Below are 24866 nucleotides of genomic sequence, written 5' to 3'. Positions count from 1 at the left end.
CTGCCCGGAAATCCAACCAGATCACATTTTTTTCAGCATCCATAGATACTTATGCCCATGGCTGCACTTTTGTATCGTTGATGGAAAAGGTAACTTATGATTGATTAAACAGCAACAACAGCATCCACGGATGAGCTTCTGGTGAAAATAGCGTTGCTGACCAACATTGTTGCGCCGTACCGGTTTGACAGTTACAGCGCCCTGCATCACCACGCCCGAAACGCCGGTGGCGGCCTGACCGTCATCTGCACCAACCGCACCGAACCGCAACGCAACTGGCCCGACCGTACGCCCCCCTTTGCGCAGATCAATCTTGCCGGTTTGAATATATATCTCGGTGAAAACCGCAATCTGACTTTTCCGGTTGGCGTCACAAAGGCCATCCGGCAAACAAGGCCCGATATCCTGATCCTTGCCGGGTTTGGCATGGCGCAATGGCGGGCGCGAAATCTCGCCGCACAATCCGGCATTCCCGTCATTGTCCAGTTTGACGGATGGTCCGCATCGGACGCCCTTTATGACAATCCGGTGCGTCGTTACATCCGCCGCCAGATGGTCCGCACGGCTGATGGCCATATTGCTGCCAGCACACGCGGCAAAGACTGGTTTTCCACCCACGGCGCCAGCGCCGAAGATATCTTTGTTACGCCGATACCCGTGTCCTTTGGCAATGATGCGATCCCGGTCACTCTTTCCAATCGCGGCTTTTTCGAACGCCCCTTTGATCTTGTGTGGTGTGGTCGGACAACCCGTCGCAAGGGCTTCGACACCTTCCTTGAAATTGCCGCAACACTGGTGCGATCAAACATTGTGCACAAGATCGGCATTGTCGGATGCACCGATACCGGGCAGATCAAGGATCGCCTTTGCCATACAGGTCTTGCAGACATTACCCAAACATGGGGTCAACTTCCCCCGGCACAGCTTCCCGCACATCTTGGCGCGGCCAGGCTTTGCCTGTTTCCAAGCCACAATGATGCCTATGGCCTTGGCGTGGTTGAGGCGATTGCATGTGGCGCGGTCGCACTTGCCAGTGATGCTGTCGGGTGTGCCCCCGATATTCTCGATCCCGATGATACCCTTTTGGCGAACACGCCATCTGCATGGGTATCGGCTTGTTCAAACCTCTTACGCAATCCCGGTCGTTGGCATCAAACCCGGCAAAGACAGGCAAGCCGGATTACCGCCAACACCGCCCGACATCATGCCGACACCCTGTGGCAGGCGGTCTGTCGCGGCATCGCCAGGCACCGGGGTCATTGCCAATGGAATTGATCCACCCGGTCCCGAAACCGTCCAAAACCGGCCCATCTGTGTGGATGGTCAGCCGGGTTGATCAGTCGGCAATTCTGGCAGGTTACCTTGCCCGGCAGAACCGCCTGATCCGCTGGGACAGTTTCTGGCGACATGATGGGCGCGGCTTTCCAACCCCGCCATCGCGTATGACCGACCCCGTCCTTGCACAAGTTCCCGGTCGGCATTTGGTGCCCGATCTTATGGGGCAGGTCGCCCGCAAATTGCGCCTGCCCGCCGCCAACCTTTATTCCGACATACCGTTGTCGGTTCTGGCATCGCTTCACAATCCCAAGGCCGATATTTTCCACGGTCAGGGCAATTACAGCCTTCCTGCCATGCGCCGCGCCAAGGCGCGCGGGATGGTGACCATTGCCGATATTACCGGCCAACTGGCCCCGATCCGGTATCGCCAACTTGCCGCGGAATATCAGTCACATGGTCTGACATATCGCGAAATTTCCGCATTCCTTGCCCGTCGCAGAACCCGTGAAGCACAGTTTGCCGATGCGGTTCTGGCACCGTCCGATGCGGTCGCATACGGTCTGCAAACATGTGGCATCAATCCGGACAAGATTTATCTGGTGCCCTTCATATCCCCGCAATGCCAGGAACTGGTCCACCGCCTCCGCCCGGCTCGTACCGGGACGGTTATCCGGCTGCTTTATGTTGGCAATCTGTCATTGGCCAAGGGGATAGCCCATCTTCTGCGCGCCTGGTCGACCCTTCGGGCCAAATATCGACTGCGCATTTGCCTGACCCTGATCGGGCCTGCGCAACCTTGTGCCAGAACGCTTTTGGCCAACCTGCCAGACGGCTGTGAATGGCTTGGTCCCCAACCCCGATCCGTGGTCGCCGACCGGTTGCTGGGCTCTGACATCTTTGTGTTTCCCAGCCTGTCAGAAGGCAGCAGCCTTGCCGTGATGGAGGCCATGGCAGCCGGATGCGCCATTGTCACCACCTTTGATGCCGGAAGTCCGGTAATCAATCACATAAGCGGCCTGATCATTGCGCCACGTGATGCCGATGCAATGACAACCGCCCTGTCGGCCCTGATTGAAAATCCGGCCATGCGCAAAAACCTGTCGCACGCCGCCCGGGATCAGATCAGCCGGGATCTTGTCACCGGCTATGGCAATCGGGTTGATCTGGCCTATGAAGCCATGTTGTCACGCCATGGATAAAGCCATCGATAAAGTCATTGATAAAGTCATTCTGGCAATAACGGCCAATCTGTTTCCGTTATGGATGGTCGGGGCGAACCTGATCGCCAGACTGGGCGGCATGATCATTCTTTTGCTGATCGGGCATGGTTTTGCACCCGACATCCTTGGCGGGTATTTTGCGATACTGGCAATGACCGGACTTGCCGTTACCGCAACACAGGCGGGCACCGGCCCACTTTTGATCCGGCTGGTTCAGACCGGGGCGCACACCACCGCTATTCTCGTTGTCACTTTCAGGCTTTTGGTCGCCTTTGCCGCGATTGCGCTGCTTGTGACCCGACCGGAATTTGTCCTTCCAATCCACTGGCCGTTCGTGATCATGCCGATTGCCGCGGCCCTGTCGCCCGACTGGATCATTACCGCCCGGACCGCATTTTCCCGTCTTGGGCAGATTGCCGTGATCGCCCAGCTTGCCGGTATCGGGGCTGCATTTTTGGCCGTCGCAACGAACAACAATTTCATTTTGTTTACCATCGCACCGGCGATCTCCATCGCGGCCTTTATTGCATCAATCTGCTTTGCAGCGCGCTTGCACACCGAACCGCAAACGCGTTTGGTCGCGCCCGCACCTGATATCAAACAGATATGCGGACTAATCGGCTTTACCCTTCTGGCCGGTTTCCTGCCCAACCTTGATTTTGTGTTGTTGGGGGATGGATCGCACGCACTGTTCCTTGCACAACGTGTCTTTCTGTTCTGTGCCGGTTTGATAACTGCGATTGCGGCCACCCTGTTTGCCAAAGGCCAGGAAGGACCGGTACGGGAATGCTGGCTGTTTGTACCAATGGCATCTGTCACCATCTTGCTGCTGTTTTTCCCCGACCTGATCGCACATCTGATCTATGCAGCACCGGACACGCATCTTGTCGCAATCCTGCGTACCGGCGCGTTCTGGCCGCTTCTTTTGGCTGTCATTATTCGCCAATGCCTTGTCTTACAGGAAAGCGGTCGGGTGATCTGGCTGGGGTGGCTTCTTCTGATCTTGTTGTTTGCAACGCTTCCACTGTTTTCCGAACCGATGAAAACGCCGGGTTTGTTGGCAAACCTTATGATCATCGCCCAGATCAGGCTCAGTGTGTTGTGCGTCATACTGGCAGGCTGTCAGGTCTGGCTGATGCGCAAGGATGTGCGCACATGAGCAAACTCGACGTTTTGATTACCGATAACCGGGTTATGGATGGCCGATTTGGCGATATCTCGTTTGCCGATTGGGGCATTGAATGTTCGGATCGGCATTCTTTTGTCACCCTGACCGATATCGCGCGCAATGCCCATAACACCGGCGATATCTGGCATCTGTCGGGCGGGCGGTTAAAGATTGATCTGAAAACGCATCTTGTGGCCCCCCGATGCCTTACCGTGTCGGCAAGTTTCACTGCACTCGATGACATCACGCTTCAGGATGCGGTGATCCGGTTTGTCTTTGCCAAAACCGGCATTGATCACGGCATAATTGCCGATCAATCGTTTAAACATACCAATAGCGACAAATACCGTCTTTACCCTGTCAGGCAGGCCGAACTGGTCAGCCATGCCAACCATCGGGCAGTCCTTACCCTGACCCGATCTGATGGCGCGGGGCGGTTTGACCCGTATCTTTATCTGCGTGATCGCGATGATCACTGGATCATTCATGCCCGTCTATTACCCTCCGGTCCGGTTGATCAGGTCTGGCTGCGCTGGGCCAACCGGTTCTTTACCCTTTCCGCCCCGGATTGGGTTGCCAAACGGCTTTGGAGGATGGGACCGGTTCGGCGATTTTTATGGCGGCTTCGCGAACGTCGGGGCCAACATTGCCCGGAAATTCAGGCCGTACCGCTTAACCGGCTCACGGCTGGTCAGACACTCGGGATGGAGGTCACATGTCACTTCCACTGACCCATGCCGGGATGACCGAACGCTGTCTCAGACTGGCGAAAATCATCGCCGATGAATTGGTTCGCCGTCAAAAACGTGATGGCGATTTCGTGCTTCCCGATTTTTACGGCAAGGCCTTTGCCTGCGCGCTTTGGTCCGGGCTTGATCGCGATCAGTATCATCGTCAGATCGCCCGTGCACAAACCGCCCTTCAACGCGAAATTCCCGACAAAACCTATCACCGTGAATTCATCGAATATGCCTTGCTTTCAATGCCGGACATGTCGGCAACCGCCCGTCGCGCCATCCTGAAAAATGCCCGCAATCAAAATCCCGATGTCGCAAACTGGCAGATCCTGCAATTGCGCAATCGTCAGGCAAAAAATTCGGGCGCATTCAGCCGGTTGTCTGCTTCCTTGCACCGCTGCTTTATTCGCATGCGTTATTGGCGATCCGATCTGTTTCTTGATCGACCCGGATGCTTTTCCGCGCAATATCATGCCTTTTGCGCGGCCCTGCTGTCGCAAAGCGCTAACCGGACCGATCAGGCACTGGCACGCAAGGCAACGCATCTGATTGCCAGCATATGCCAAAACCACGGATATGCGAATTTGGCCGGTCGTGGTGCGGGGCAAAGCTTCGGGGCGGTCTGTGCGTTTTATGTTCTGTTGAAATACGGTTTTCATGACGCGGCCGATGCGGTTCTATATCGCATCGAAGATGCCATGCTAAATGCCGCGACCTTGCCGCTCAATCTTCTTGCACCTTGCGCCGTTCCCGAAAACCCCGGTCCGACCAACCGCTTAACACCGGGCTGGTATGGTTATAACCGTCATGACGATTATCTGGCTTTTGGCGGTTACTGGCTGTTGCAGGCAGCCGGACTTTCACCAGAAACGCCGCAAAGCACGCCGACCGATCATCCACACCAAACCCGGATGATTTTTACCACCACATCGGCACATTATGACGCACAGATGCTTCTTTCAGGCGCCCGGATTTTTGATGTGACGCCCTCACCTGTCATTGTATCGGGAAAGGGGAGCGGTGCGATGATCCTGTTCCCGCCAACCGGCGGCGAGCAGGATCAGCCAAGCCTGTATGTCCCGGCAACCATACCGCTTCCGGCGACCCGGGATGGCACGGTCGCACGTTTTATCACTGCCACGTGCCAATCGGACCGGCGGGTTGTTGTAACCTTTCAATTAGCGGGAACAACAGGGCAGCGGATCATTGATTTTGACGATGCCGAAATCCGGATTACAGACAGCTGCGATGAACGTCTTTCACCAAAACCCGATTTGCTGCGCGTTCTTGCCACCGCGGATGTAAAGCTGAACCGCATTTCCGATACCGAACTGTCCATCGTACAAACCGGCATTCGTTTGATGTGCGATCACCCGATCGTGGTTGATGACAATGACGCGATTACGGTTGCAGGCCCGGCTCAACGTATCACGGCCCCGAAGACATACAAGGCAACCCTTATTATCGGGTGGGAGAACGGGCAAAATGATTGATCCGGTCACGGTCATCACAACCATCTATAACGGATCGCGTTTTATCGACGGATTTGCCCGCAACCTTGTTCAAACACTGCGCGCGCAAGATCGCGCCACCCTGCTTGATGATGGATCAAATCCGCCGCTTGTCTTGCCAGAAATCCTTCGTTCAGATACCCGGATAAAGCTGATCACAGCCAAACGGCTTGGGCGCGGGGCGGCCTTAAATCTGGCAATCGGCAATTGCAAAACCGGCCTGATTGCCATTCAGGACATCGACGACCTTTCACTTCCCGGTCGTCTCGACGCACAGGCGGACTTTCTTGCCGCCCGACCGGACGCGTTGTTATTCACCCCGGCACAATCGGACCGACCAATCATCCGTTGTAAAGGATCACGGCAAATTACCCCGTCCCGCCTTTATCTCAGCAATCCGTTCCATCACTCATCCCTGGCGTTTCACCGCGATATCTGGGTTCGTGCGGGCGGCTATGACACCAACCTTCCGTGCTGTATCGATCTTGATTTCTATTTGCGCGCGGCCTGCCGGACTGGCGCATCGTTTTGGCAGCTCGACACCGCATTCATGGCCCGCAACTTTGATCCGGCCACACGTTTTTATGCCGCGATCCCGTCTGATATCTATCGGGCGACCTTGCAAACTGTTCTGGACCGTTATCGGGCCGATGTCGGTTTTTCACACTGGATGATACTGGCGATGATGCGTACAAAATTTGGCTTTGTGCGGGGGACCGGGGGATGACAAAACGCAACCGGCTTGTTGCCATGGTTCAATTGCCCCCGCCCATGCACGGGGCAGCCAAAATGAACCGGCATGCGATTGAAGCACTGTCGGAAAAGTTCGACACGCATGTCATCGAAATGCGCTTTGCCGCCAAGCTTTCAGACATCGCCCGACCAACTGCTGGAAAAATCCTGCGTGCGCTTTGGCTTGCCATCCGGCTTGTTTTTGCCCTTCCCGGTCGGGATGCCCTTTATATCTGCTTTGCCCCGACGGGCGGGGCCTATTACCGTGATTGCCTTTATGTCTTGCTGGCCAGATTGTTTGGCGTTCCCGCCATCATCCATCTGCATGGCCGTGGTCTTTGCGCCATGCGCCAAACCGCGGGGTCAGCATGGTTTCAAAGGCGGGTCTTTTCCGGCCAGACCGCCATTTTGCTTGGTGAAACGCTGCGCGCTGAAATTGCCGGTCTGGATTGCCGTTCCGTTATCATCGCCAATTGCCTGGATGATGATGCCTTTGCCAGGTCGCTCGGCCCTGATTGGTGCCCGACATCGCCTGTGCGCATTTTATGGCTGTCCAATCTGTTTCGCGCCAAGGGGATTGAAACCCTGATCGCGGCGTGTGCGCTACTCGGGAAACGTGGTGTTTCCTTCAACCTGACCATTGCCGGGGCACCGGGTGATATGTCCACGGCCGAACTCGACACCCTTTTGGCATCCTGTGGCATCAGAACATTTTCAAATTATGTCGGTTCGATTGCCCCGAATGCGTGCACGGCTCTTTATCAAAACTGCGATCTGTTTGTGTTGCCAACCAATTATGCCAACGAAGCCCAGCCGCTAGTCGTGATTGAGGCGATGGCAGCGGGCATTCCGGTAATTACCAGCGATATCGCCACATTGCCGGAATTTGTCATCCCGGGTCAAACCGGCTGGCTATGCCCGCTAGGCGATCCCGATCTGCTTGCCCGTGCTATCATCGACGTGACCCGTTATCCCGCCCGCACCGACATGATCCGTCGAAATGCCTGGACGCTGTGTCAGAACCGTTTTCACCGCGCCCGGTTTGCCGATCAAATCCAGATGACGGTTATGGATGTTTTGCAAAACACACTTCCCATCACCGGCGCCACCCATCAGAATGCCGGGAACCCCAATCCGGATGACCGCAAATGACCCGCGAAGAATTCAATGCCTTTTGCAAATCACTGCCCCACACCACGCATGTCGTGCAATGGGGTGGTGCCGATGTCTGGAAGGTTGGCGGCAAGGTCTTTGCCATTGCCGGATGGACCCGGAACGAAACCCTTGGCATTACCTTCAAGACATCTGAAATCGGCTATGAGGTGCTTAAAGAAATGCCGGGGCTGCGCCCTGCTCCCTATCTGGCATCAAGGGGCATGAAATGGATCCAGCATTATGACGCACCGGGTCTTGGCGATGCGGATCTTTGCGATCATATAAAAAGCTCGCACCGCATTGTCGCCAAGGGTTTGACGAAGAAAATGCAGCGCGAGCTTGATCTTTATCAGGATGAAGCTGATTAAGGCCCGGCTTACAGACGCCAGAGATCAATACCCGCCGGAACCGCGTCACGCGGCAGAACTGCCCGCACATCGGCGACAAAGCCCTTGCCATCTTTCAGAAGCCCCGAAACCAGCGGCCAGCCCTTGGTGACATATTCCTTGTGCGATACGGCGAGGACAAGCGCATCTGCCGGTTTCAGATCATCATCACCACAAAGTTTCAAACCGTCAAATTCGTGGGTGACTTCCTCGGCATCGGCATGAACGTCATGGACCTGAACATTGATCCCGGCATCTTCAAGCGACCGGATGATGTCAATCACGCGGGTATTGCGGATATCGGGAACATCCTCCTTGAAGGTCAGGCCAAGCACAGTCACGGTCGGGTTCTTGGTCGCCCCTTCGCGCAGTAAGGCCCGGATCACCTTGTTGGCAACAACTTCGCCCATGCCGTCATTCACGCGGCGACCGGCCAGAACCACCTGCGGGTAATAGCCAAGCTCTTCGGACTTGTGGGTCAGGTAATAGGGATCGACACCGATGCAGTGACCGCCAACCAGACCCGGGGTAAATTTCAGGAAGTTCCACTTGGTCCCGGCTGCTTCGAGCACATCACGGGTATCAATGCCCGCCCGGTCAAAGATCAGCGACAGCTCGTTCATCAGCGCGATATTGAGATCACGCTGGGTGTTTTCAATCACCTTGGCGGCTTCGGCGGCCTTGATGGTCGGCGCCTTGTGAATGCCTGCGGTAACGACACTGCCATACACCTCCGCGACAATATCAAGGGTCGCCTGATCCTGACCCGATACGACCTTGGTAATGGTGGTGAAACGATGTTCGCGATCCCCCGGGTTGATGCGTTCGGGGGAATAACCGACCGTGAAATCGGTCCCGGCCGTAAGGCCCGAAAGCTGTTCCAGGATCGGAACGCAAACCTCTTCGGTCGCCCCGGGATAGACCGTGCTTTCATAGACCACGATGTCACCCTTTTTCAGGATGGCACCAACGGTTTTCGATGCCGAACGCAACGGCGAAAGATCCGGGCGGTTTGAACTGTCAATCGGGGTCGGCACGGTGACGATATGGAAATCGGCCTCGCGCAGATCTTCGGGATTGTCACTTAACAACAGGTCGGCTGCTGCCAGTTCGTGATCATCGACTTCGCCCGTCGCATCATGTCCGGCCTTGAGCTGCGCAATACGGGCCTTGTTGATATCAAAGGCCACGGTCCGACCTGTCGACGTTCCGAATGCAACAGCAACCGGCAACCCGACATAGCCCAAACCGATAACAGAAATCTTGCGCCCGTGGCTCATTGCTCAACCCTTACTAAGATATGCTGAACTGACTTCTAGCCAGCCCCATCCCGACCGTCAATAATCGAGATCAAAAAGCAACAGGGCACCAGAATTTCTGATGCCCTGCCTTGAAATCGCTGCGTGAACGGGACTTAACCCTTCACGACAATATTGACCAGTTTCGGTGTCGGCTTGGCGACATAGATCACCTTGACGATCTGCATGCCTTCAAGATGGCGCGCAACATTCGGGTCCGCCTTGGCAAGGGCTTCGACCGTTGCCTGATCGGCATCGGCGGCCACCATGACAGAACCGCGTTTCTTGCCATTGACCTGAACCGGGACTTCGAACTCGTCATCCTTGGCCTTTTCGGCGTCGAATTCCGGCCAGTCGAACTTGATCACCGACTTCTTGGCGCCGAATTCATCCGAAGCCATCCGGCTCATCAGTTCCTCGCCCAGATGCGGCGCAAACGGTGCGACCATCAAGGCCAATGCCTTGGCATGGTCATCGTGAACCGCATTCTGTTTGGTCAGCGCATTGGTCAGTTCGATCAAGGCGGCAATCGCCGTATTCAGACGAAGATCGGCAATATCGCCGGTCACCTTGGCAATCGTCTTGTGCACAAGCGTTTCGATCTTGCCGTCCACGCTGTCGGTGCGTTCCATCTGGGTGGTGACTTTCCAGACATTGGACAGGAACCGCATCATGCCGACAATCGCATCGGACTGCCACGGCTTGGAACTGTCAAGCGGGCCCATATACATCTCGTACGTTCTGAACGTATCGATGGTGTACTGGTCGCAGATTTCCTCGGGCGGGATGCCGTTTTTATACCGTTTGCCCATCTTGCCCGGCACGGTCGTCAGCTGTTCGTCCGTCTTGGCATTGAACGGGACTTTCTTGCCATCGACATCGCGCATTTCGACATCATGAATGTCGACATAAACACCGCGCGCATCGGTATAGGCATCAGCCGTGATCATGCCCTGGTTAAACAGTTTCTGGAACGGCTCGGGCGTTGCGACATAGCCAAGATCAAACAGGACCTTGTGCCAGAAGCGCGAATACAGCAAATGAAGTACTGCGTGCTCCGCCCCGCCGACATAAAGGTCAACCGCCCCCGGAAGCGCCTTGCCATCCTTGTCAGTGCTGTTCGCCCAATAGGCCGCAGCATCGTCTGATGCGAATTTCGCATCGTTCTTGGCATCGAAATAGCGCAGATAATACCAGCACGACCCTGCCCAGTTCGGCATGGAGTTGGCGTCGCGTTTGAACGCACGCACCTCATATTCCGCACCGTCATGGGCGTATGTTGAACCCACAGCCGCATCAACCGGAAGAACCGAACCATCGCCAAGGACGATACCGGTGACTTCCATCCATTCCTTGGCGCGCGCCAATGGCGGCTCCGGCTCGGAATTCGGGTCTTCGTTCGATTGCGGTTTGAAATCGGTCATTTCCGGCAGAACAACCGGAAGTGCGGCCTCGGCAATGCCGTGAACCTGATCGGTTTCCTTGTCAAACAGAACCGGGAACGGCTCGCCCCAATAACGCTGGCGCGAAAACAGCCAGTCACGCAATTTATACTGCACGCGACCGCGCCCAATGCCCTTGCCTTCCATCCATTCGATGATTTTGGCCTTGGCATCGGGGGTCGAAAGACCGTTGATCGAAACCTCGTCATTGGCGGAATTGATCGTTTCGCCAATTTCGGTCTGGGCTGTTTTGAAGCTGCCCGGATTTGCTTCATAAAGGGCCGCCAAAGCAGCCCCGTCAAGATCACCCGCATCGGCCGGTGCATTATCCTTAAGCCAGCTATCCGACGGCTTGGTGGTTGCCTTGATCGGCAGACCGAATTTATGGGCAAATTCAAAGTCGCGCTGATCGCCGGCCGGAACCGCCATGATCGCCCCGGTGCCATAGCCCATCAGGACATAATCGGCAATCCAGACCGGGATTTCTTCACCCGTCACCGGGTTGGTCGCATATGCGCCGATAAACACACCGGTCTTTTCACGTTCGGCATCATCCTTGGCCGAGACGGCCTTAAGCTCGGACGCCTGCGCGCGATAGGCGGCAACATCGCCCTTTTTATCCTCGGCACACAGCTTGTCCACCAGCGGATGTTCCGGTGCCAGAACCATATAGGTCGCACCAAAAATCGTATCCGGACGGGTGGTGTAAACGGCGATTTTCTCGTCCGCACCATCAACGGTCTTCACCGGGAAATTGACCCGCGCGCCAACAGAACGACCAATCCAGCCCTTCTGCATTTCAACAACGCCATTGGGCCAATCAAGCCCTTCAAGGTCGGCCACCAGACGATCGGCATAATCGGTAATGCGCAACATCCACTGTTTCAGCGGACGTTTATAGACCGGGTAATCACCACGTTCGGACTTGCCTTCGTTGGTGACTTCCTCGTTCGACAGAACCGTGCCCAGCATCGGGCACCAGTTGACCGGAACTTCGTCGACATAGGCCAGACGCCCGCGATCAATTGCCCGGTCGATCTCCTTGCCTTCGGCTTTGACACCTTCGCCAATCACCGATTTCGGCTGCGGCACGCCATCTTCGTCAAGCAACCATTCACCACTTTCCAGAAGCGGGCGCAGCTCGGCAATCGGGCGGGCACGGCCGGTGATGGTCTGACCCTGCGGGCCTTTCCATTCGACAGTCGGATCATAGAAGCTGTTGAAAAGCTGAAGGAAAATCCACTGCGTCCATTTGTAATAATCCACATCGGTGGTGGCGAACCGGCGATGCGGATCATGGCCCAGGCCAATCACCTGAAGCTGACGCAGCATATTTTCGATATTGGCTTCGGTGGTGATGCGCGGATGCTGACCGGTCTGGATGGCGAACTGTTCTGCCGGCAGGCCAAAGGCATCAAAGCCCATGGAATGCAGAACATTGTGCCCGCGCATGCGTTCGAACCGTGCCTTTACATCGGTCGCGATATAACCCAGCGGATGGCCGATATGCAGGCCAACCCCGCTTGGATAGGGGAACATATCAAGGATGACGCTTTTCTTTTTCGAAGCATCAAAGTCGGCATCTCCGGGATTGGGGGTACGATAGGTATCGTTTTCCCGCCAATATTCCTGCCAGCGCTTTTCAAATTCCCGCGCACTTTCCTGATAGTTCGCCACGCTCTCTCAACTCCTGCCTGTCACACCCGTCGGTGGCCCGGGCACCGCTTCACATCGCGCCCGCCATCCCGAACCGGGTTTTAAAATAATATTGGGTGCCAAACTCTTTCACATCATGCCGATCCGTTTGCGCGACCATCATGTGAATAAGTTTACGCCCTCAGCAGTGTTCATAAGCGCGCTTTGATCACTGTGCAACATCAGATCGACTGAAATCAGCGGAAATGCAGACGATTTTCGCGCAACAGCCATGACAATCTGCACAGCTCCCTTGCGCCCCCATCAACCCCGACTTGTGTGTCAGGACTGGATTTTTCACCCATACCATGCCATATTAGGGGGTGAAATTCGCCAGACAGCTGATCGTGCATGAAAAATTGTGCATTTTCTGTCTGGCAAAAGTGCTGATTGCCAGCACAGCTCTCAAAAGACTTCGTCCAGGGAGGACGATTATGGATATCACCATTGGCGGCCTCACGTCCCAGCAATCGGGTGCCCAGTCCGGAAACTCGGTGCGCTCGGCCCAATCCTTTGTTCCCGGTCAGAGTGATTCTGAAAAAACCGGCAATAACGGAACCTCGGCCTTTGCTGCGGCAACGTCGGTTTCCCTGTCATCCGGGTCGGCCAACCGCCTGACCACGGATCAGATCGTCTCTGCGATTAATGAAAGCCTGTCTTCGACCGGCATTTCAATCGGCAATGTCGATCCGGGCGAATACACCCCCGAAGCCGTGGCCGACCGCATTCTTGCCCGGGTTGGCGACCTGATCGCATCAAACGCCGATTCAGAAGCCGAAGCCCGCGAGATTTTCGACAAGGCCAGCGAAGGCATCCAGAAGGGTCTTGATGACGCCCGCAAATTCCTTGAGGGCCTTGGCGCGCTTAACGAAGAAATCAACGGCAACATCACCGAGACCGAAGAACGCCTGAATGAAGGCCTCAAATCGATCGAGCAGCGCCTGACCGAGCTTTATAACTCAAGCGCGTCAGAAGAAGCGGCCGAATCCATAACGCCTGAACGCGATGAACAGGTCCTGCAATCGCAGATCACCCAGACCGCACAGGCAAGCCAGGCCTACGCCGAAGCCGGCACCAACGCCCAGCGCAACACCCCGCGCTACGGCACCACTGGCTAACCGTCCAAACATCTCGTTCAGCTTTACAGAAGCCGGTTTCTGGTGACTATGCGCTGTTGAAAACGGTATGGTCTGAGAATTCGTCTTTCAAAAAACTAATCAACTGTTCACCTGCGTAATTTCTATCCGATAGTTGTCCGATAATACGTACACGATCCATAAATATTACGTTATCTGTGAAACGCGCATTGACCCAGCGACCAGAAGAAGTTCTAAAACATACAGGCACAAACATAACAGGTACGGACTTGACCTTTGGCACAAACCATGACCTGTAATAATCAATATCGGCTTCAGATCGCTTTTTTTCCCAAGAGTGCTCATCTTCTTGCGCTGCGCACTGGCCAATGTATACGTTCCAACCGCCCTCTGTTTCATCCAATCGCTGTACGCCAACCAAATCTATGCCGCCGTCACCTTGTTTGGACTCTCCTTCGCTCCATCCGGCAACTAACCCCATACCCATGAAGGAAGCTAAGTTTTCAACAGCCTCGTGCAAGTCAGTGCCAAATCGCTCTCTACGATCAACTGATCCAGAGCCAAAGGCAACAATTTCTGAGCTCGGAGGCATCAAACCAGCAAGAGCCCCTTTACATACCTCTTCAAATTGACTCGCAATTTTTTGAGTTAAACCCTTACTTCCCTTAAATGTGCGGGTTCTGGAAGCGGATAATAGAAAAATGTAAAGGAACTGCTCAGAAGAGATTTCCGCTTTCAAACTAAGGTTCTCGCCATCAACAACGAACGGATAGCAATCTCCTAAACATGCTGCACGGTATTCTAGCTGCTCGAAACAGTCATCCACTTCCGCTTGAAGTTTCTCAACTATTCCAGCAGAAGGTAAATCATCGGGAAATTCATCTTCATCCAAATCCTCCTCGTCAAGATCAAGCAGCTCGTCGGCAGGACGAATGGAGGTCTCACCCAAAGTCAACGCATCAACTTTGGAGACATATCCAATTTCACCGAAAACACACATAATTTCTACTGCATCAGCGAATAGGTGCGGTCTATTTCTGTGAACTCTACCGAAATCAATCATCATCTTTGAAGTGATTATTAAGTTGCCGCGCTTGCTTACGAATTGAGTCCGCATCAACGATACGATCTTGTGTCACTTGTACGTCCGCAACAATTGAGTTTGCCTCGCGGAGCCCACTTAGCACTGCCGCTGTCAGTCGATCAAACTCTCGATCAATACCGTCGGTTGTCTTATAAGCTTGTTCGAGCGTAAACCCACGTTCAAATGCGGTTAAAGCTGGCTGAGATGCAACCACCTGAGACAACTTACTCAAATTGCGACTTTCTCCAAGCCTCGTCTTTCCGTTTGCTCCTTTTGCAAACATCCATTCGAAGAGTTTTCTGAGATTTTCTTGAATTAAAGTTCTTTCGTCGAACGGCACATCTGCGTCTTCGTAGACGAAATCTTGGACACCTTCGTAGTCGAGAGCTGTAGAAAGAAGTGAAAACTTCACGCTTGTTTCATCAACCCCGTCGAGACCGAAAAACTCTTGCTCCTCCGCTACTTCGTAAGCCTCAAGTGCCTTCAATGACCTTGCAATGAAGTCTGAGCGACTACCGATCGATCTCGCAACCCGTTTTACTCGATCCTGATACTCGCCTACACCACCAAAGTTCTCGAAAAGCTGTTTGACATATCTTGCCTTGGCAAGGGCTCCCCAAGGTTTAACCCCGGCGATATGCTTGTTTCCCAGATATGTTAGTACGTCTGCACGCGCAGGGTAGAGGTCAACTGGTACACTTTCTGGGTGGAAAGCCGCATCATCGACAATGCTTTGCAATTTCTTCGGCATCCCCTCAAACACGCCGCCGCCCAGAATTTTTAAGGCGGTGAGACGTCGGTTACCTTCGACAATTACTACTTCATCGCCCTCTACAACCCCGATTAAAGGTTCGGAAGCGAAGTAATCATTGGTGCCAATCGCCGACACCAGTTCGTCAATTGCAGACGATTTTGCAAGAAATTCAAATATTTGCTCTTCGTCACTAGTGTCCACATAGCTAGGCAATCGCGGGTTGTTCGGATCAAGCCGCAAATCCGTGACGGGCAAAAGTTTTTGCTCAACCATTTCAATTACCAAATATTGGGAAGATTTCTAGCAACCGCCTCAAAGAGAGGTGGAGGAACAGCATTACCGACCACTTTGTATTTCTCAGTCAGGCTACCAGTATCAGGGAAATCAATGCGCGGGTCAAACCCCTGAAGTAAGGCGCATTCCCGAAATGAGAACCGCCGAGCCCTAGCGTCGTTAACGAACACCCACTTGTCTACCTCTATTTTCCGCAAACGCGGACTACTTGGGTGAAGCCCAACGTGCCGACTACTTGCAACAACTGTCTTGCTACACTCGTCCCAACCTCGGTAACGATTTCGAGAGAGATAATACCAATGAAACGGCTCAGCATTAAACTCTCCCTCAGGCCACTCAGGCAAGTGCCCAATCGCATCCCGAATTGATCGGTAGGGCGTCCCGCCGGAACTACCATGTGTCGGCTTTGGAAACTCGTAGCGAAGGTCAAAATCTGATCTAATACCAACGATAAAAAGTCTGACACGATCTTGAGGCACACCGTAGTCTTTTGCGTCAAGCTTTTGCCATGTCACACGATAGCCGGCGGATCTAAATCTAACAATCTGGTTTTGCAAAAGATGTCGCAAATCACTGCGCTGCATCCCAGACACATTTTCCACAATGAAAGCCTTAGGTTTTATTCTTCTTAAGGCCCTATCAAACTCTCTGTAGAGAAAGTTAATTTTTCTATCAGCTTTTCGGACTCCACCCTGACTGAATCCTTGACAAGGATAGCAACCAACCAGCAAATCTGCTTCAGGAAAATGCTTCACCTCGCTGACATCTCCCAAGTGATAGTCAGTTTCTGGGTGATTTGCTTGATAGAATTGCTTTGCATACGGCAAAACGTCGTTTGCAAAGACGACATTAAAGCCTGCCTTGACCACGCCAGCATCAGATCCGCCGCATCCAGTAAAGAGCGAGACTACGTTTTTCACTACTAATTAACCCCTGAGATCAAACCTGTCTGAACGGATTACGATTGACCAAGCCACGCCCCCATCGACATACATCTGCAAAGACGTTTCCGCTCGACGAAACCTATACACATTTTCCCACATCAAAGACAATTATATTGGTTGGTACGTAGTCAACGTTCTATCGTATTCGACAACTAATTATCATGATGACCTCACTTGGTAACGATCTAATTAAAAACAGACAAATTGCGACACAACCAAAAAAACATCAAAGCAGTCGCTCGACAAGTTTAGCATCCCCTAACACAACACTTAGGCGCGGTCCCGTCCCTAACCAGCCTCACGATCATCATTAACCCGAAACAGCTTTTGTCCCACGGCTTGGATGCGGGCAAAAGCGTCTTCGGTCATGTAGCCCGAAACAAAGGCCATGAAGGTCACAAGATAAGGGCTGATATCGACCTGCCGTTGTCATCGGGTCCACCTTGGGTGAGCATCAGCATCCTGGCCTCGGTAAATAGGAAAATCGCGAATGCAGTTGCAATCCCCCCACACATCAAGACCACCTTCTGCAAAACACAAAACCGGTGACCATGGTCACCGGTTTTTTTGTGGGAATTACTGATTTCACGCGGCCTACACTCAAGAATAGTCCGAAATTAAATCGTTAAAAATCAAAATCTTATACCGAAACCTTTGAAACCCTATACACTTGTATTCCCGAACAAAGTCACGTAGGGTCTAGATGCGAAAACGCTCATGTAGGGCGTTGCACGTTATTTATCGTAATCTTCTTTACGCCTTGCTTGTTCAGGTAGGAACTGCGTCATGGCTTTGAATATAATATCAAACTACGCGGCGAACCTTGCCCATCGGAACCTTACGGCGTCCGATGCTGCGGCAACCCGTTCGCTTGCCAAACTTTCTTCGGGAACGCGTGTGGTTTCCGCGCGTGATGATGCGGCCTCGATGGCAATTGGCGCGCGCCTGAATGCCACGGCCCAGGCCCTTAAAACCGCCACCGTCAATGTCGGTCAGGCCAATTCGATGTTGCAGATCGCCGATGGCGGCATGGCCACCATTGACGACATTCTGGTACGGATGAAGACGCTGGCGGTGCAGGCATCGTCGGGCAACCTGTCCGATACCGAACGCGGCTTTCTCAATGACGAATTCACCCAGCTGCGTGACGAAATCGACCGTATCTCGTCCTCGACCAATTTCAACGGCATTCAGTTGCTGGGCGATGGCGGCGATGTGTCGCTTGACTATGCCAACCTGAATTCCGGCAACCAGGGCGAAGACATTTCGCCGGCCAACGGGTTTGATGGCATTGCGATTACCGACAACAATTACTGGGCGACGGATGCCAACAATAACGGCGTCAATGACAACTCATTCAAGCTTCATTTCGTCAAGGTCGGGAATTCGGCACTGATCAATGTCGTCACGACGATTGATGGCGTGAATGACCGGGTGCAAAGCATTGATGTCACCGATTTTGCCACCGGCGGGACCAAGGCCCTGTCGGCCGGTGAAAAGACAACAGTGACCTTTGACGAGCTGGGGTTAAGCTTTGATCTTAACAACAATATCAGCACCATCATCGCCAACACCATCACCCTTGGTTCCGACGGGGCCGGGGCGGACGGTTTTGCCACCGCACAGGTGATTGGCGGCGGTGCGACGCCCGGCGATAACAGCACCGTGCGCATGCTGGCCGATAACGGACAGAAACTGCCGGCCAATATCTCGTTCCAGATCGGGGCCGGCAATACGTCCAATGACCGGCTGGCGATCTCGTTTCAGTCGGTTGACAGTGCCGCCCTTGGCACCGGGGCGGCCGGCACCGAAGACGGGCTTGATGATCTTGGCGTCAATGCCATTTCAACCGCGGCATCGGCCCAGAACGCGGTTGAGGTCGTCACCCGCGCGATTGACGATCTGCAACGCGCGCGTGCCAATGTCGGCACCTATCAGAACCGGCTTGATTTCGCGGGGCAGAACCTTGCCACCATGCTTGAAAATGTCGAAGAAGCCCGTTCCACCCTGCTTGATCTGGATGTCGCAGCCGAAATGACGATCTTCACATCAAAGCAGATCCTGGTGCAGTCCGGCGTTGCCATGCTGGCCCAGGCCAACCAGATGCCGCAAAATCTTTTGCGCCTGCTGCAAGGCTGATCGCGCCGTTTCTCGACCGGTTACTCGCCCCGTTAAAGCGTGCCTGCATTTATCCAACGAAACTTCAACCGGCGTCATTGCACGCCGGTTTTCTTTTGCCTTATGGCTTTGGCGCATCGGGCTTTTTGGGATCGTGATCGCCTTCCCCGCCGGGCATGCGAAAGATCTTTTTGCCGGCAAACTGAATGCGCGCAAAGGCATCCTCGGCCATAAAGCCCGAAACGAACGCCATGAAGGTCACCAGAAACGGGCTGATATCAATCTGTCCGGTGCCGTCCGGTCCGCCCTGACTGACCATCAGCATCCCGGCCTCGGCACACAGGAAAATGGCCATGGCGGCGGCTATGCCTTCTCCGGTCATGACAAACAATCGGGCGGCGGGCAACACCCGTTCCCCCAGATGTGTCCAGCCCTGTCTTTGCACATCCGTCCGGCCCGTATTGGCATGTAGGGCATCGGGATTACGGGCATTGGCGTCATTGATTCCATTATCCTGACCCACACCGAAACCGGCGGGATATGGCGCGACCGGGCGGCCGAAATTCTGCCGGGTAAAGGCCACCACCGCACCAAGCCCGCCTGCGGCCACGGTGACCAGCAAGGTCAGCATGATGGTCGGAAGCTGGATCAGATAAGACAGGATACGCCCGACCGGATGTTGAAACAGCGCGACAAGCGACTGCATTTCAAGACGCAGATCATCGCTTTGATGGATGAATTGCGCCTGTGTTTCTTCAAGTTCGTTTTCCAGACTTTTGCGCAAAAGTGCCGCATGCCGGTTTTCCGAATGAATATTTGCCCATTCGACCTGTGCGCGGGCATTTTTCTCGTCATAACGGATCATCGCGGCACGAATGGCATCGACTTGCAGATTGACCTGTTCGACAAGGGCCGGTGAGGCATCCTTGGTGAATTTCGGCTTATCAAGCAGCACATGCAAACTGGCCATCACTTCGGCGGCCTCGGCCTGGCGCGTTGTGTCGGTTGTGATTTCATCGACCAGAAAATCCGGTGGTGCCACATCCCCGCCGGATTGATCGGTACTGCCCGCACTATCAGCATCACTAACGCCCGCGCCAGCGCCACCAATGCCAGCGCCACCAGCATCAGAAGCACCAGCAGCAAAAGGATTGCCGGCATTCCCGGCAATGCCGCTGCTATTGACCCTGTTTTGCGGTGTGGGGCCCCCGTCCATGGTGACGGCCGATTTCTGGTCCGACACCAGCTGATAGGCGGAATTCATGACATCGGAAAAGACTGCGGTGAAGTCGCTATCAAAGGACGCCCGGTGTTTTGTCACGGTCGCTGCCAGTCGGGAATAGCCGTCAAAGGCTTCCCACCAGGCAAGTACCGCGTCCTTTTGCATGATCAGCCCGTTGCGTGTGTCCTGAAGGGCGCGGGCGTCAAGTTCGCGGATGCTGGTGCGCAATCTTGCCTGTTCCTCAAGGGCGACGGCCTCGTGATAGGCCTGAAGCACCAGCCGTTCCAGCGTCCCCGGGGACGATGCCCCCAATTCCCGGCGCAGTGCATCGCGCTGAATATCGGCAGTAAATCCGGCAAAAAGCGTAATCACAAAGCCGAAATAAAAGGCGCTGGTCAGCGCGATCAGAATGATCGATCCGGCCATTCTCCAGATATTGAAACCATCCTCTTGTGCCTGACCCATCTGTTACCTGCCATCGCTGCGAACCTTTTATCGACGGACAGGCGAAATGCTTGTGAGGGCACAAAAATCCCGTTGCGGGCTTTGCGTCCGGCAGGATTTGATCCTATTGTCAAAACCACAATCAGAAAAAGACCGGATCGACATGACCAACAATTCCCCGAACACCTGGCAGCACCTTTCTTCTGACTGGATCAACTGGGCCGACCGGCTTGCCCCGGCGGCCGAGAAAATCAACCGCCATATGATCGAGGCCGCGGATCTTGAGACCCTGGCGCGGTTGCGCGGTAATGCGCCGCTTGATGTGCTTGATCTGGCGTCCGGGGTTGGGGAACCGGCCTTTTCCTTTGCCCGTGCACTCGCGGCACTGACCGGCGAAACGGCGACGGCTGGCGGGGCTGCGAATGACGCAGAACCGGCGAACAGCAATGATGTTAGCGCTAACACCCCCCACGCATCAGGGCATGTAACCGCATCCGATATCGTGCCCGAAATGTGTGACGGGCTGGCCGCGCGGGCAGAAGAAGAAGGCATCGCCAATATTTCCGTGATCCCGGCCGATATGGAAAATCTGCCATTTTCCGATCAAAGCTTTGATGTGGTGTCCTGTCGGTTTGGCGTGATGTTTTGCAATGATCCGGATCGGGCATTGTGTGAAGCCCACCGGGTATTGCGGCCCGGCGGGCGGGCAGTTTACATGGTTTGGGCACCGATGGTTGATAACCCGCTTTTTGCCGCGATGGATGCGGTTCTGGGCAATATTCTGGGCATCGGGTTTGATCAGGCCGGGCTTGATCCGTTTTCGTTTGGCAATATCGATCAATCCATGGACCGGATGGAAACGGCGGGCTTTACCGGCATTACCGCCACCACCCACAGCCCGGCCGGACGCATCCCCGAAAAGGTCCCGTTCTGGAAACCGCAAATGGACATGCTGTTTGGCAATGTGCTGCGCGATGCATCGGATATGGATCGCGGCGCGATTGATGCGGCGATGTTTGAAACACTTTCACCCTATATCGAAGACGGCCATTTTCAGGTTCCGATTTGTTTTCATGTGCTTAGTGGCAAGCGGGCCTGACACACACCCGCCTCCCATCACATGACAAGGCCAAAATCGCAGCATTCCTGCGCCAAACGCATGGTTGCATGCGGTGATTTTTGCTTGCCTTTTGGCGGCCATCATGGCACATGCCCGCCCTGAAGCGATGATTGCTTCCCTGTCGTAGCACCAGGTTAAAAACACGAAAGACATATGATTATGAAGACGATTGTCGTCTGCTCTGGCGGGTTGGATTCCGTCACGCTGGCCTATAAGGTTGCAGCCGAGCACAATTTGCATTCCCTGATTTCGTTCGATTATGGCCAGCGCCATAAAAAGGAACTCGATTTCGCTGCGCGTACCGCACGCGATCTTGGTGTCAAACATCACATTGTTGATTTGACCCCGGTTGGCGCGCTTTTGACCGGGTCGTCACTGACCAGTGATGATATCGACGTGCCCGATGGCCATTACGCCGAAGAAACCATGCGCGTCACCGTGGTGCCCAACCGCAATGCCATCATGCTGGCGGTGGCCTTTGGGGCGGCGGCCAGTGCCGGGGCCGATGCGGTTGCAGCCGCCGTTCACGGCGGGGATCATTTCATCTATCCCGATTGCCGCCCCGATTTCATCAAATCGTTCCAGGCCATGCAGGACCACGCCCTTGAAGGGGTTCGCGACGTCACCCTTTATACGCCGTTTGTCAATGTGTCGAAGGCCGATATCGCGCTTGAAGCCGGTCGGCTTGGCGTGCCGGTCGATCTGACCTGGTCATGCTACAAGGGCGGGGAAACCCATTGCGGTCGTTGCGGCACCTGTGTCGAACGGCGCGAGGCCCTTGAACTGGCCGGGGTCAAGGACCCGACCGTTTATGTCGATCGCGAATACTGGAAACAGGCCCGCGCCGATCACCGTGCGCGTCAGCTTGCCGCACATGAAACGGCATCTGCATCCAATAACGCCGCCGAATAATTCCTGAAATACCGTGATTTGACCGGGCTTGCGCCGATGGATTTCCATCCGGCTTGCACCCGGCCTGTCGCGCCATGAAAGACAGATTGATGTTCACCATCACCAAACAATTCGCCTTTTCCGCCAGCCACCAACTGGCCGGGCTGGAAGCCGATCACCCCTGTTCGCGCCTGCATGGCCATAACTATATCGTCGAGGTCGAGCTTAAAGGCGCAAACCTCGATGCCCGCGGCTTTGTGCGCGATTACCGTGAACTCGGGCCGCTTAAACGTCTGATTGATGATGAATTTGATCATCGTCACCTGAACGAAGTTCTGGGCCATGATCACCCGACCGCCGAAAAGCTTGCCCTGTTCTTTTATGAATGGGCGCATGATCGCTGGCCCGAAGTCAGCGCCGTGCGGGTTTCCGAAACACCGAAAACCTGGGCGGAATATCGTCCATGACGGTGATTGATCGCAATCTGGCAGCCATGTCGGACCCGGCCGAGCATCGCGGCAAAATCCGCATATCCGAGATTTTCGGCCCGACCGTGCAGGGCGAAGGCGCACTGATCGGGGTGCCGACCGTATTTGTGCGCACCGGTGGCTGTGATTTTCGCTGTTCCTGGTGCGATACGCTTTATGCGGTTGATCCGGCCTTTCGGGCCGACTGGAAACCGATGACTGCGGCCGAGGTTCTGGACGCGGTCAAAAAGCTTTCGGGTGGCAAGCCGATCCTGATCACCCTGTCGGGTGGCAACCCCGCGATCCAGCCATTGGGCGCACTGATTGCCCTAGGCAAGCAAGAAGGCTTCACCTTTGCCATCGAAACCCAGGGCAGCATCGCCAAGGACTGGTTTGCCGACCTTAATTACCTGACGATCAGCCCGAAACCGCCCAGCGCCTCAACCAGTTTTGATGCCGATGCCCTGGCTGCCTGCATTGAAGCTGCCCAGTCCCGCGGGATGCTGGATGGTCCTGCAATCACGTTGAAATTCCCGGTCCGTGACGAGGCCGACCTGATGTTTGCCGATTATGTGAGGAACCTTCACATTGGCATTCCGGTCTGTGTGCAGCCGGTCAACACAACCCCCGCCGAACCGCATCCGGATGGCAAAGACGGCGTTGATATCGAGGACCTGACCGCACGCTATCGCTGGCTGGTCGATGAAATCGCCAGACGCCGGTGGTTTGATGTCCGTGTTCTGCCGCAATGGCATGTCCATGTCTGGGGCAATCTGCGCGGGGTGTAAGCCGACAACTTGTACCGGGCGTGCTGTGGCCGCAAACGGCACAATCCATCCGGCACACCAAGCCCAGCAACTTGTCACTTGGCATCTGTCACTTGGCACTGGATACACAGACACGGCATACGGCACATGGGCCACTTGCTGAACCTCAGCAAACGATGGCGGAGGCATCAGCATCGGGCATGATGCGTCGTGCTTGGGGCGTGGGCTTGGGCGTAGGCGTGGCCCAGCGAGGCGTAGCTTGGGGCTTGTTGGGCGCAGGCCTAGCTTGGAGCTCGGAACTTGGGGCTTTGGCTTTGGCTTTGGCCTTGGCTTGGCAACACCACAGCGCCAATTTGCGTTTTGGCAATCACCATACCATATATAATATGCAAGCCCGGTTGTGCCGGAACGGTGCGCGGGTCTTGCAGGTGCTTTATCATCAGCCCGACGGTTTGAGCAGCCGGACGGTCAAAGCACCCGGTTTCATTGCCGGACCCTGATCGCCCGCAAGGGGGCGCATTCACAATAAAAACCAGATCAGCCCCGCACGCGGTCATCTTCCGGATGCTCGAAGGAGCCATGATCATGAGCATTACCCGCACAACCCATCGTACGGTGACGTTCTTTCATCCGTTCCATCTGTCCTGCCATGACGGATTGCTGCCGGCGGGTGAATATGACGTCGATACACTTGAAAAGCTTGATACAGAGGCCGCAACGCGCAGCTATATCAAACTGGAATGCCACCTGCATCTTTGGTCGGATGGCGACACCAGGCGCACCGGAAAGCAGGATCAGGGCGAAAAGGTCCTGACGGTCAATCCGCGTGACCTTGAGGCGGCCCTGGCCCTTGATTCCGATCCGCTGCGCGAAGATGAACGCAACAAGATGATCAAATCATTTGGCGGATTGCCCGAAAATGACGCGGCGTAACACGCCCGCACGATACAGCCTATCGCGCCATCGCCATCATCATTGAAAACTGCGCCATCGCGTCCCGGCGCATCCCGGCTGATTTTTCACAGTCATTTCTGGCCTTTTT

21 protein-coding genes are annotated in these 24866 nt (G+C 54.8%); 15 read left to right on the top strand and 6 right to left on the bottom strand.

The features are described 5' to 3' along the window. The first annotated feature begins 141 nt into the window (after window positions 1–141). The 8 genes from AUQ42_RS03385 to AUQ42_RS03350 are packed head-to-tail and all read left to right on the top strand — an operon-like array spanning window position 142 to window position 8169. Entirely contained in the window at window positions 142–1275 is a 1134-nt protein-coding gene (locus tag AUQ42_RS03385) for a glycosyltransferase family 4 protein (RefSeq protein ID WP_082817706.1), read from the top strand. Then, entirely contained in the window at window positions 1266–2477 is a 1212-nt protein-coding gene (locus tag AUQ42_RS03380; protein ID WP_068517553.1) for a glycosyltransferase family 4 protein, read from the top strand. The genes AUQ42_RS03385 and AUQ42_RS03380 overlap by 10 nt, the downstream gene beginning before the upstream one ends. Further along, window positions 2470–3657, top strand: a complete 1188-nt coding sequence (locus AUQ42_RS03375) for a hypothetical protein (RefSeq protein WP_068517552.1) — start codon at window positions 2470–2472, stop codon at window positions 3655–3657. Before AUQ42_RS03380 ends, AUQ42_RS03375 begins: the two co-directional genes overlap by 8 nt. After that, complete coding sequence (locus AUQ42_RS03370) at window positions 3654–4397, top strand: hypothetical protein (protein ID WP_068517551.1); 744 nt, start codon at window positions 3654–3656, stop codon at window positions 4395–4397. The genes AUQ42_RS03375 and AUQ42_RS03370 overlap by 4 nt, the downstream gene beginning before the upstream one ends. Beyond that, entirely contained in the window at window positions 4382–5896 is a 1515-nt protein-coding gene (locus AUQ42_RS03365) for a hypothetical protein (protein ID WP_068517550.1), read from the top strand. The genes AUQ42_RS03370 and AUQ42_RS03365 overlap by 16 nt, the downstream gene beginning before the upstream one ends. Next, the gene (locus AUQ42_RS03360) at window positions 5889–6641 is read left to right on the top strand and encodes a glycosyltransferase (RefSeq protein WP_068517549.1); all 753 of its coding nucleotides are present in this window, start codon (window positions 5889–5891) and stop codon (window positions 6639–6641) included. The genes AUQ42_RS03365 and AUQ42_RS03360 overlap by 8 nt, the downstream gene beginning before the upstream one ends. Next, window positions 6638–7798, top strand: coding sequence for a glycosyltransferase family 4 protein (locus AUQ42_RS03355; protein ID WP_068517548.1), 1161 nt, complete (start codon window positions 6638–6640; stop codon window positions 7796–7798). Before AUQ42_RS03360 ends, AUQ42_RS03355 begins: the two co-directional genes overlap by 4 nt. Continuing rightward, a complete protein-coding gene (locus AUQ42_RS03350; protein WP_068517547.1) occupies window positions 7795–8169 on the top strand; it encodes an MmcQ/YjbR family DNA-binding protein in 375 nt (124 codons plus the stop codon). The genes AUQ42_RS03355 and AUQ42_RS03350 overlap by 4 nt, the downstream gene beginning before the upstream one ends. An 8-nt stretch (window positions 8170–8177) precedes the next feature. Here AUQ42_RS03350 and AUQ42_RS03345 read toward each other — a convergent pair whose 3' ends face one another. Both AUQ42_RS03345 and AUQ42_RS03340 read right to left on the bottom strand, forming a co-directional pair. After that, window positions 8178–9467, bottom strand: a complete 1290-nt coding sequence (locus AUQ42_RS03345; RefSeq protein WP_068517546.1) for a nucleotide sugar dehydrogenase — start codon at window positions 9465–9467, stop codon at window positions 8178–8180. Window positions 9468–9601: 134 nt separating this feature from the next. Beyond that, entirely contained in the window at window positions 9602–12604 is a 3003-nt protein-coding gene (locus tag AUQ42_RS03340; protein WP_068517545.1) for a leucine--tRNA ligase, read from the bottom strand. Between the two features lie 452 nt (window positions 12605–13056). Between AUQ42_RS03340 and AUQ42_RS03335 the strand changes: the two genes are divergently transcribed. Then, window positions 13057–13740, top strand: a complete 684-nt coding sequence (locus AUQ42_RS03335; protein ID WP_068517544.1) for a DUF5610 domain-containing protein — start codon at window positions 13057–13059, stop codon at window positions 13738–13740. Window positions 13741–13786: 46 nt separating this feature from the next. On the opposite strand, the gene AUQ42_RS03330 is transcribed toward AUQ42_RS03335, so the two are convergent. The 3 genes from AUQ42_RS03330 to AUQ42_RS03320 are packed head-to-tail and all read right to left on the bottom strand — an operon-like array spanning window position 13787 to window position 16771. Further along, complete coding sequence (locus AUQ42_RS03330; protein WP_156480815.1) at window positions 13787–14785, bottom strand: hypothetical protein; 999 nt, start codon at window positions 14783–14785, stop codon at window positions 13787–13789. Beyond that, window positions 14775–15830 carry a hypothetical protein gene (locus AUQ42_RS03325; RefSeq protein ID WP_068517542.1) on the bottom strand — a complete coding sequence of 352 codons (1056 nt, stop codon included), beginning with the start codon at window positions 15828–15830 and terminating at the stop codon, window positions 14775–14777. The genes AUQ42_RS03330 and AUQ42_RS03325 overlap by 11 nt, the downstream gene beginning before the upstream one ends. Before the next feature lie 5 nt (window positions 15831–15835). After that, a complete protein-coding gene (locus tag AUQ42_RS03320) occupies window positions 15836–16771 on the bottom strand; it encodes a DNA cytosine methyltransferase (RefSeq protein ID WP_068517541.1) in 936 nt (311 codons plus the stop codon). Window positions 16772–17581: 810 nt separating this feature from the next. On the opposite strand from AUQ42_RS03320, the gene AUQ42_RS03315 reads away from it, so the two are divergent. Continuing rightward, the gene (locus tag AUQ42_RS03315) at window positions 17582–18934 is read left to right on the top strand and encodes a flagellin (protein ID WP_068517540.1); all 1353 of its coding nucleotides are present in this window, start codon (window positions 17582–17584) and stop codon (window positions 18932–18934) included. A 100-nt stretch (window positions 18935–19034) separates the two neighbouring features. Here AUQ42_RS03315 and AUQ42_RS03310 read toward each other — a convergent pair whose 3' ends face one another. Continuing rightward, window positions 19035–20600 carry a hypothetical protein gene (locus AUQ42_RS03310; RefSeq protein ID WP_156480814.1) on the bottom strand — a complete coding sequence of 522 codons (1566 nt, stop codon included), beginning with the start codon at window positions 20598–20600 and terminating at the stop codon, window positions 19035–19037. Between the two features lie 106 nt (window positions 20601–20706). On the opposite strand from AUQ42_RS03310, the gene AUQ42_RS03305 reads away from it, so the two are divergent. From AUQ42_RS03305 to AUQ42_RS03280, 5 genes are all read left to right on the top strand, one after another. Beyond that, window positions 20707–21678, top strand: a complete 972-nt coding sequence (locus AUQ42_RS03305; RefSeq protein ID WP_231856669.1) for a methyltransferase domain-containing protein — start codon at window positions 20707–20709, stop codon at window positions 21676–21678. Between the two features lie 180 nt (window positions 21679–21858). Beyond that, window positions 21859–22611, top strand: a complete 753-nt coding sequence (queC, locus tag AUQ42_RS03300) for a 7-cyano-7-deazaguanine synthase QueC (protein WP_068517649.1) — start codon at window positions 21859–21861, stop codon at window positions 22609–22611. 89 nt (window positions 22612–22700) lie between these two features. Further along, the gene (queD, locus tag AUQ42_RS03295) at window positions 22701–23057 is read left to right on the top strand and encodes a 6-carboxytetrahydropterin synthase QueD (protein ID WP_068517537.1); all 357 of its coding nucleotides are present in this window, start codon (window positions 22701–22703) and stop codon (window positions 23055–23057) included. Beyond that, on the top strand, window positions 23054–23845 hold the full coding sequence (queE, locus tag AUQ42_RS03290) for a 7-carboxy-7-deazaguanine synthase QueE (protein WP_082817704.1): 792 nt from the start codon (window positions 23054–23056) through the stop codon (window positions 23843–23845). The genes queD and queE overlap by 4 nt, the downstream gene beginning before the upstream one ends. A gap of 564 nt (window positions 23846–24409) precedes the next feature. Continuing rightward, entirely contained in the window at window positions 24410–24757 is a 348-nt protein-coding gene (locus AUQ42_RS03280; RefSeq protein ID WP_068517535.1) for a hypothetical protein, read from the top strand. Window positions 24758–24866 lie beyond the last annotated feature (109 nt).

The sequence above is a fragment of the Thalassospira sp. MCCC 1A02491 genome, from assembly GCF_001613785.1.
GTDB classification, from domain to species: Bacteria; Pseudomonadota; Alphaproteobacteria; order Rhodospirillales; family Thalassospiraceae; genus Thalassospira; species Thalassospira povalilytica.
This window is presented reverse-complemented; position numbering and strand designations above follow the sequence as displayed.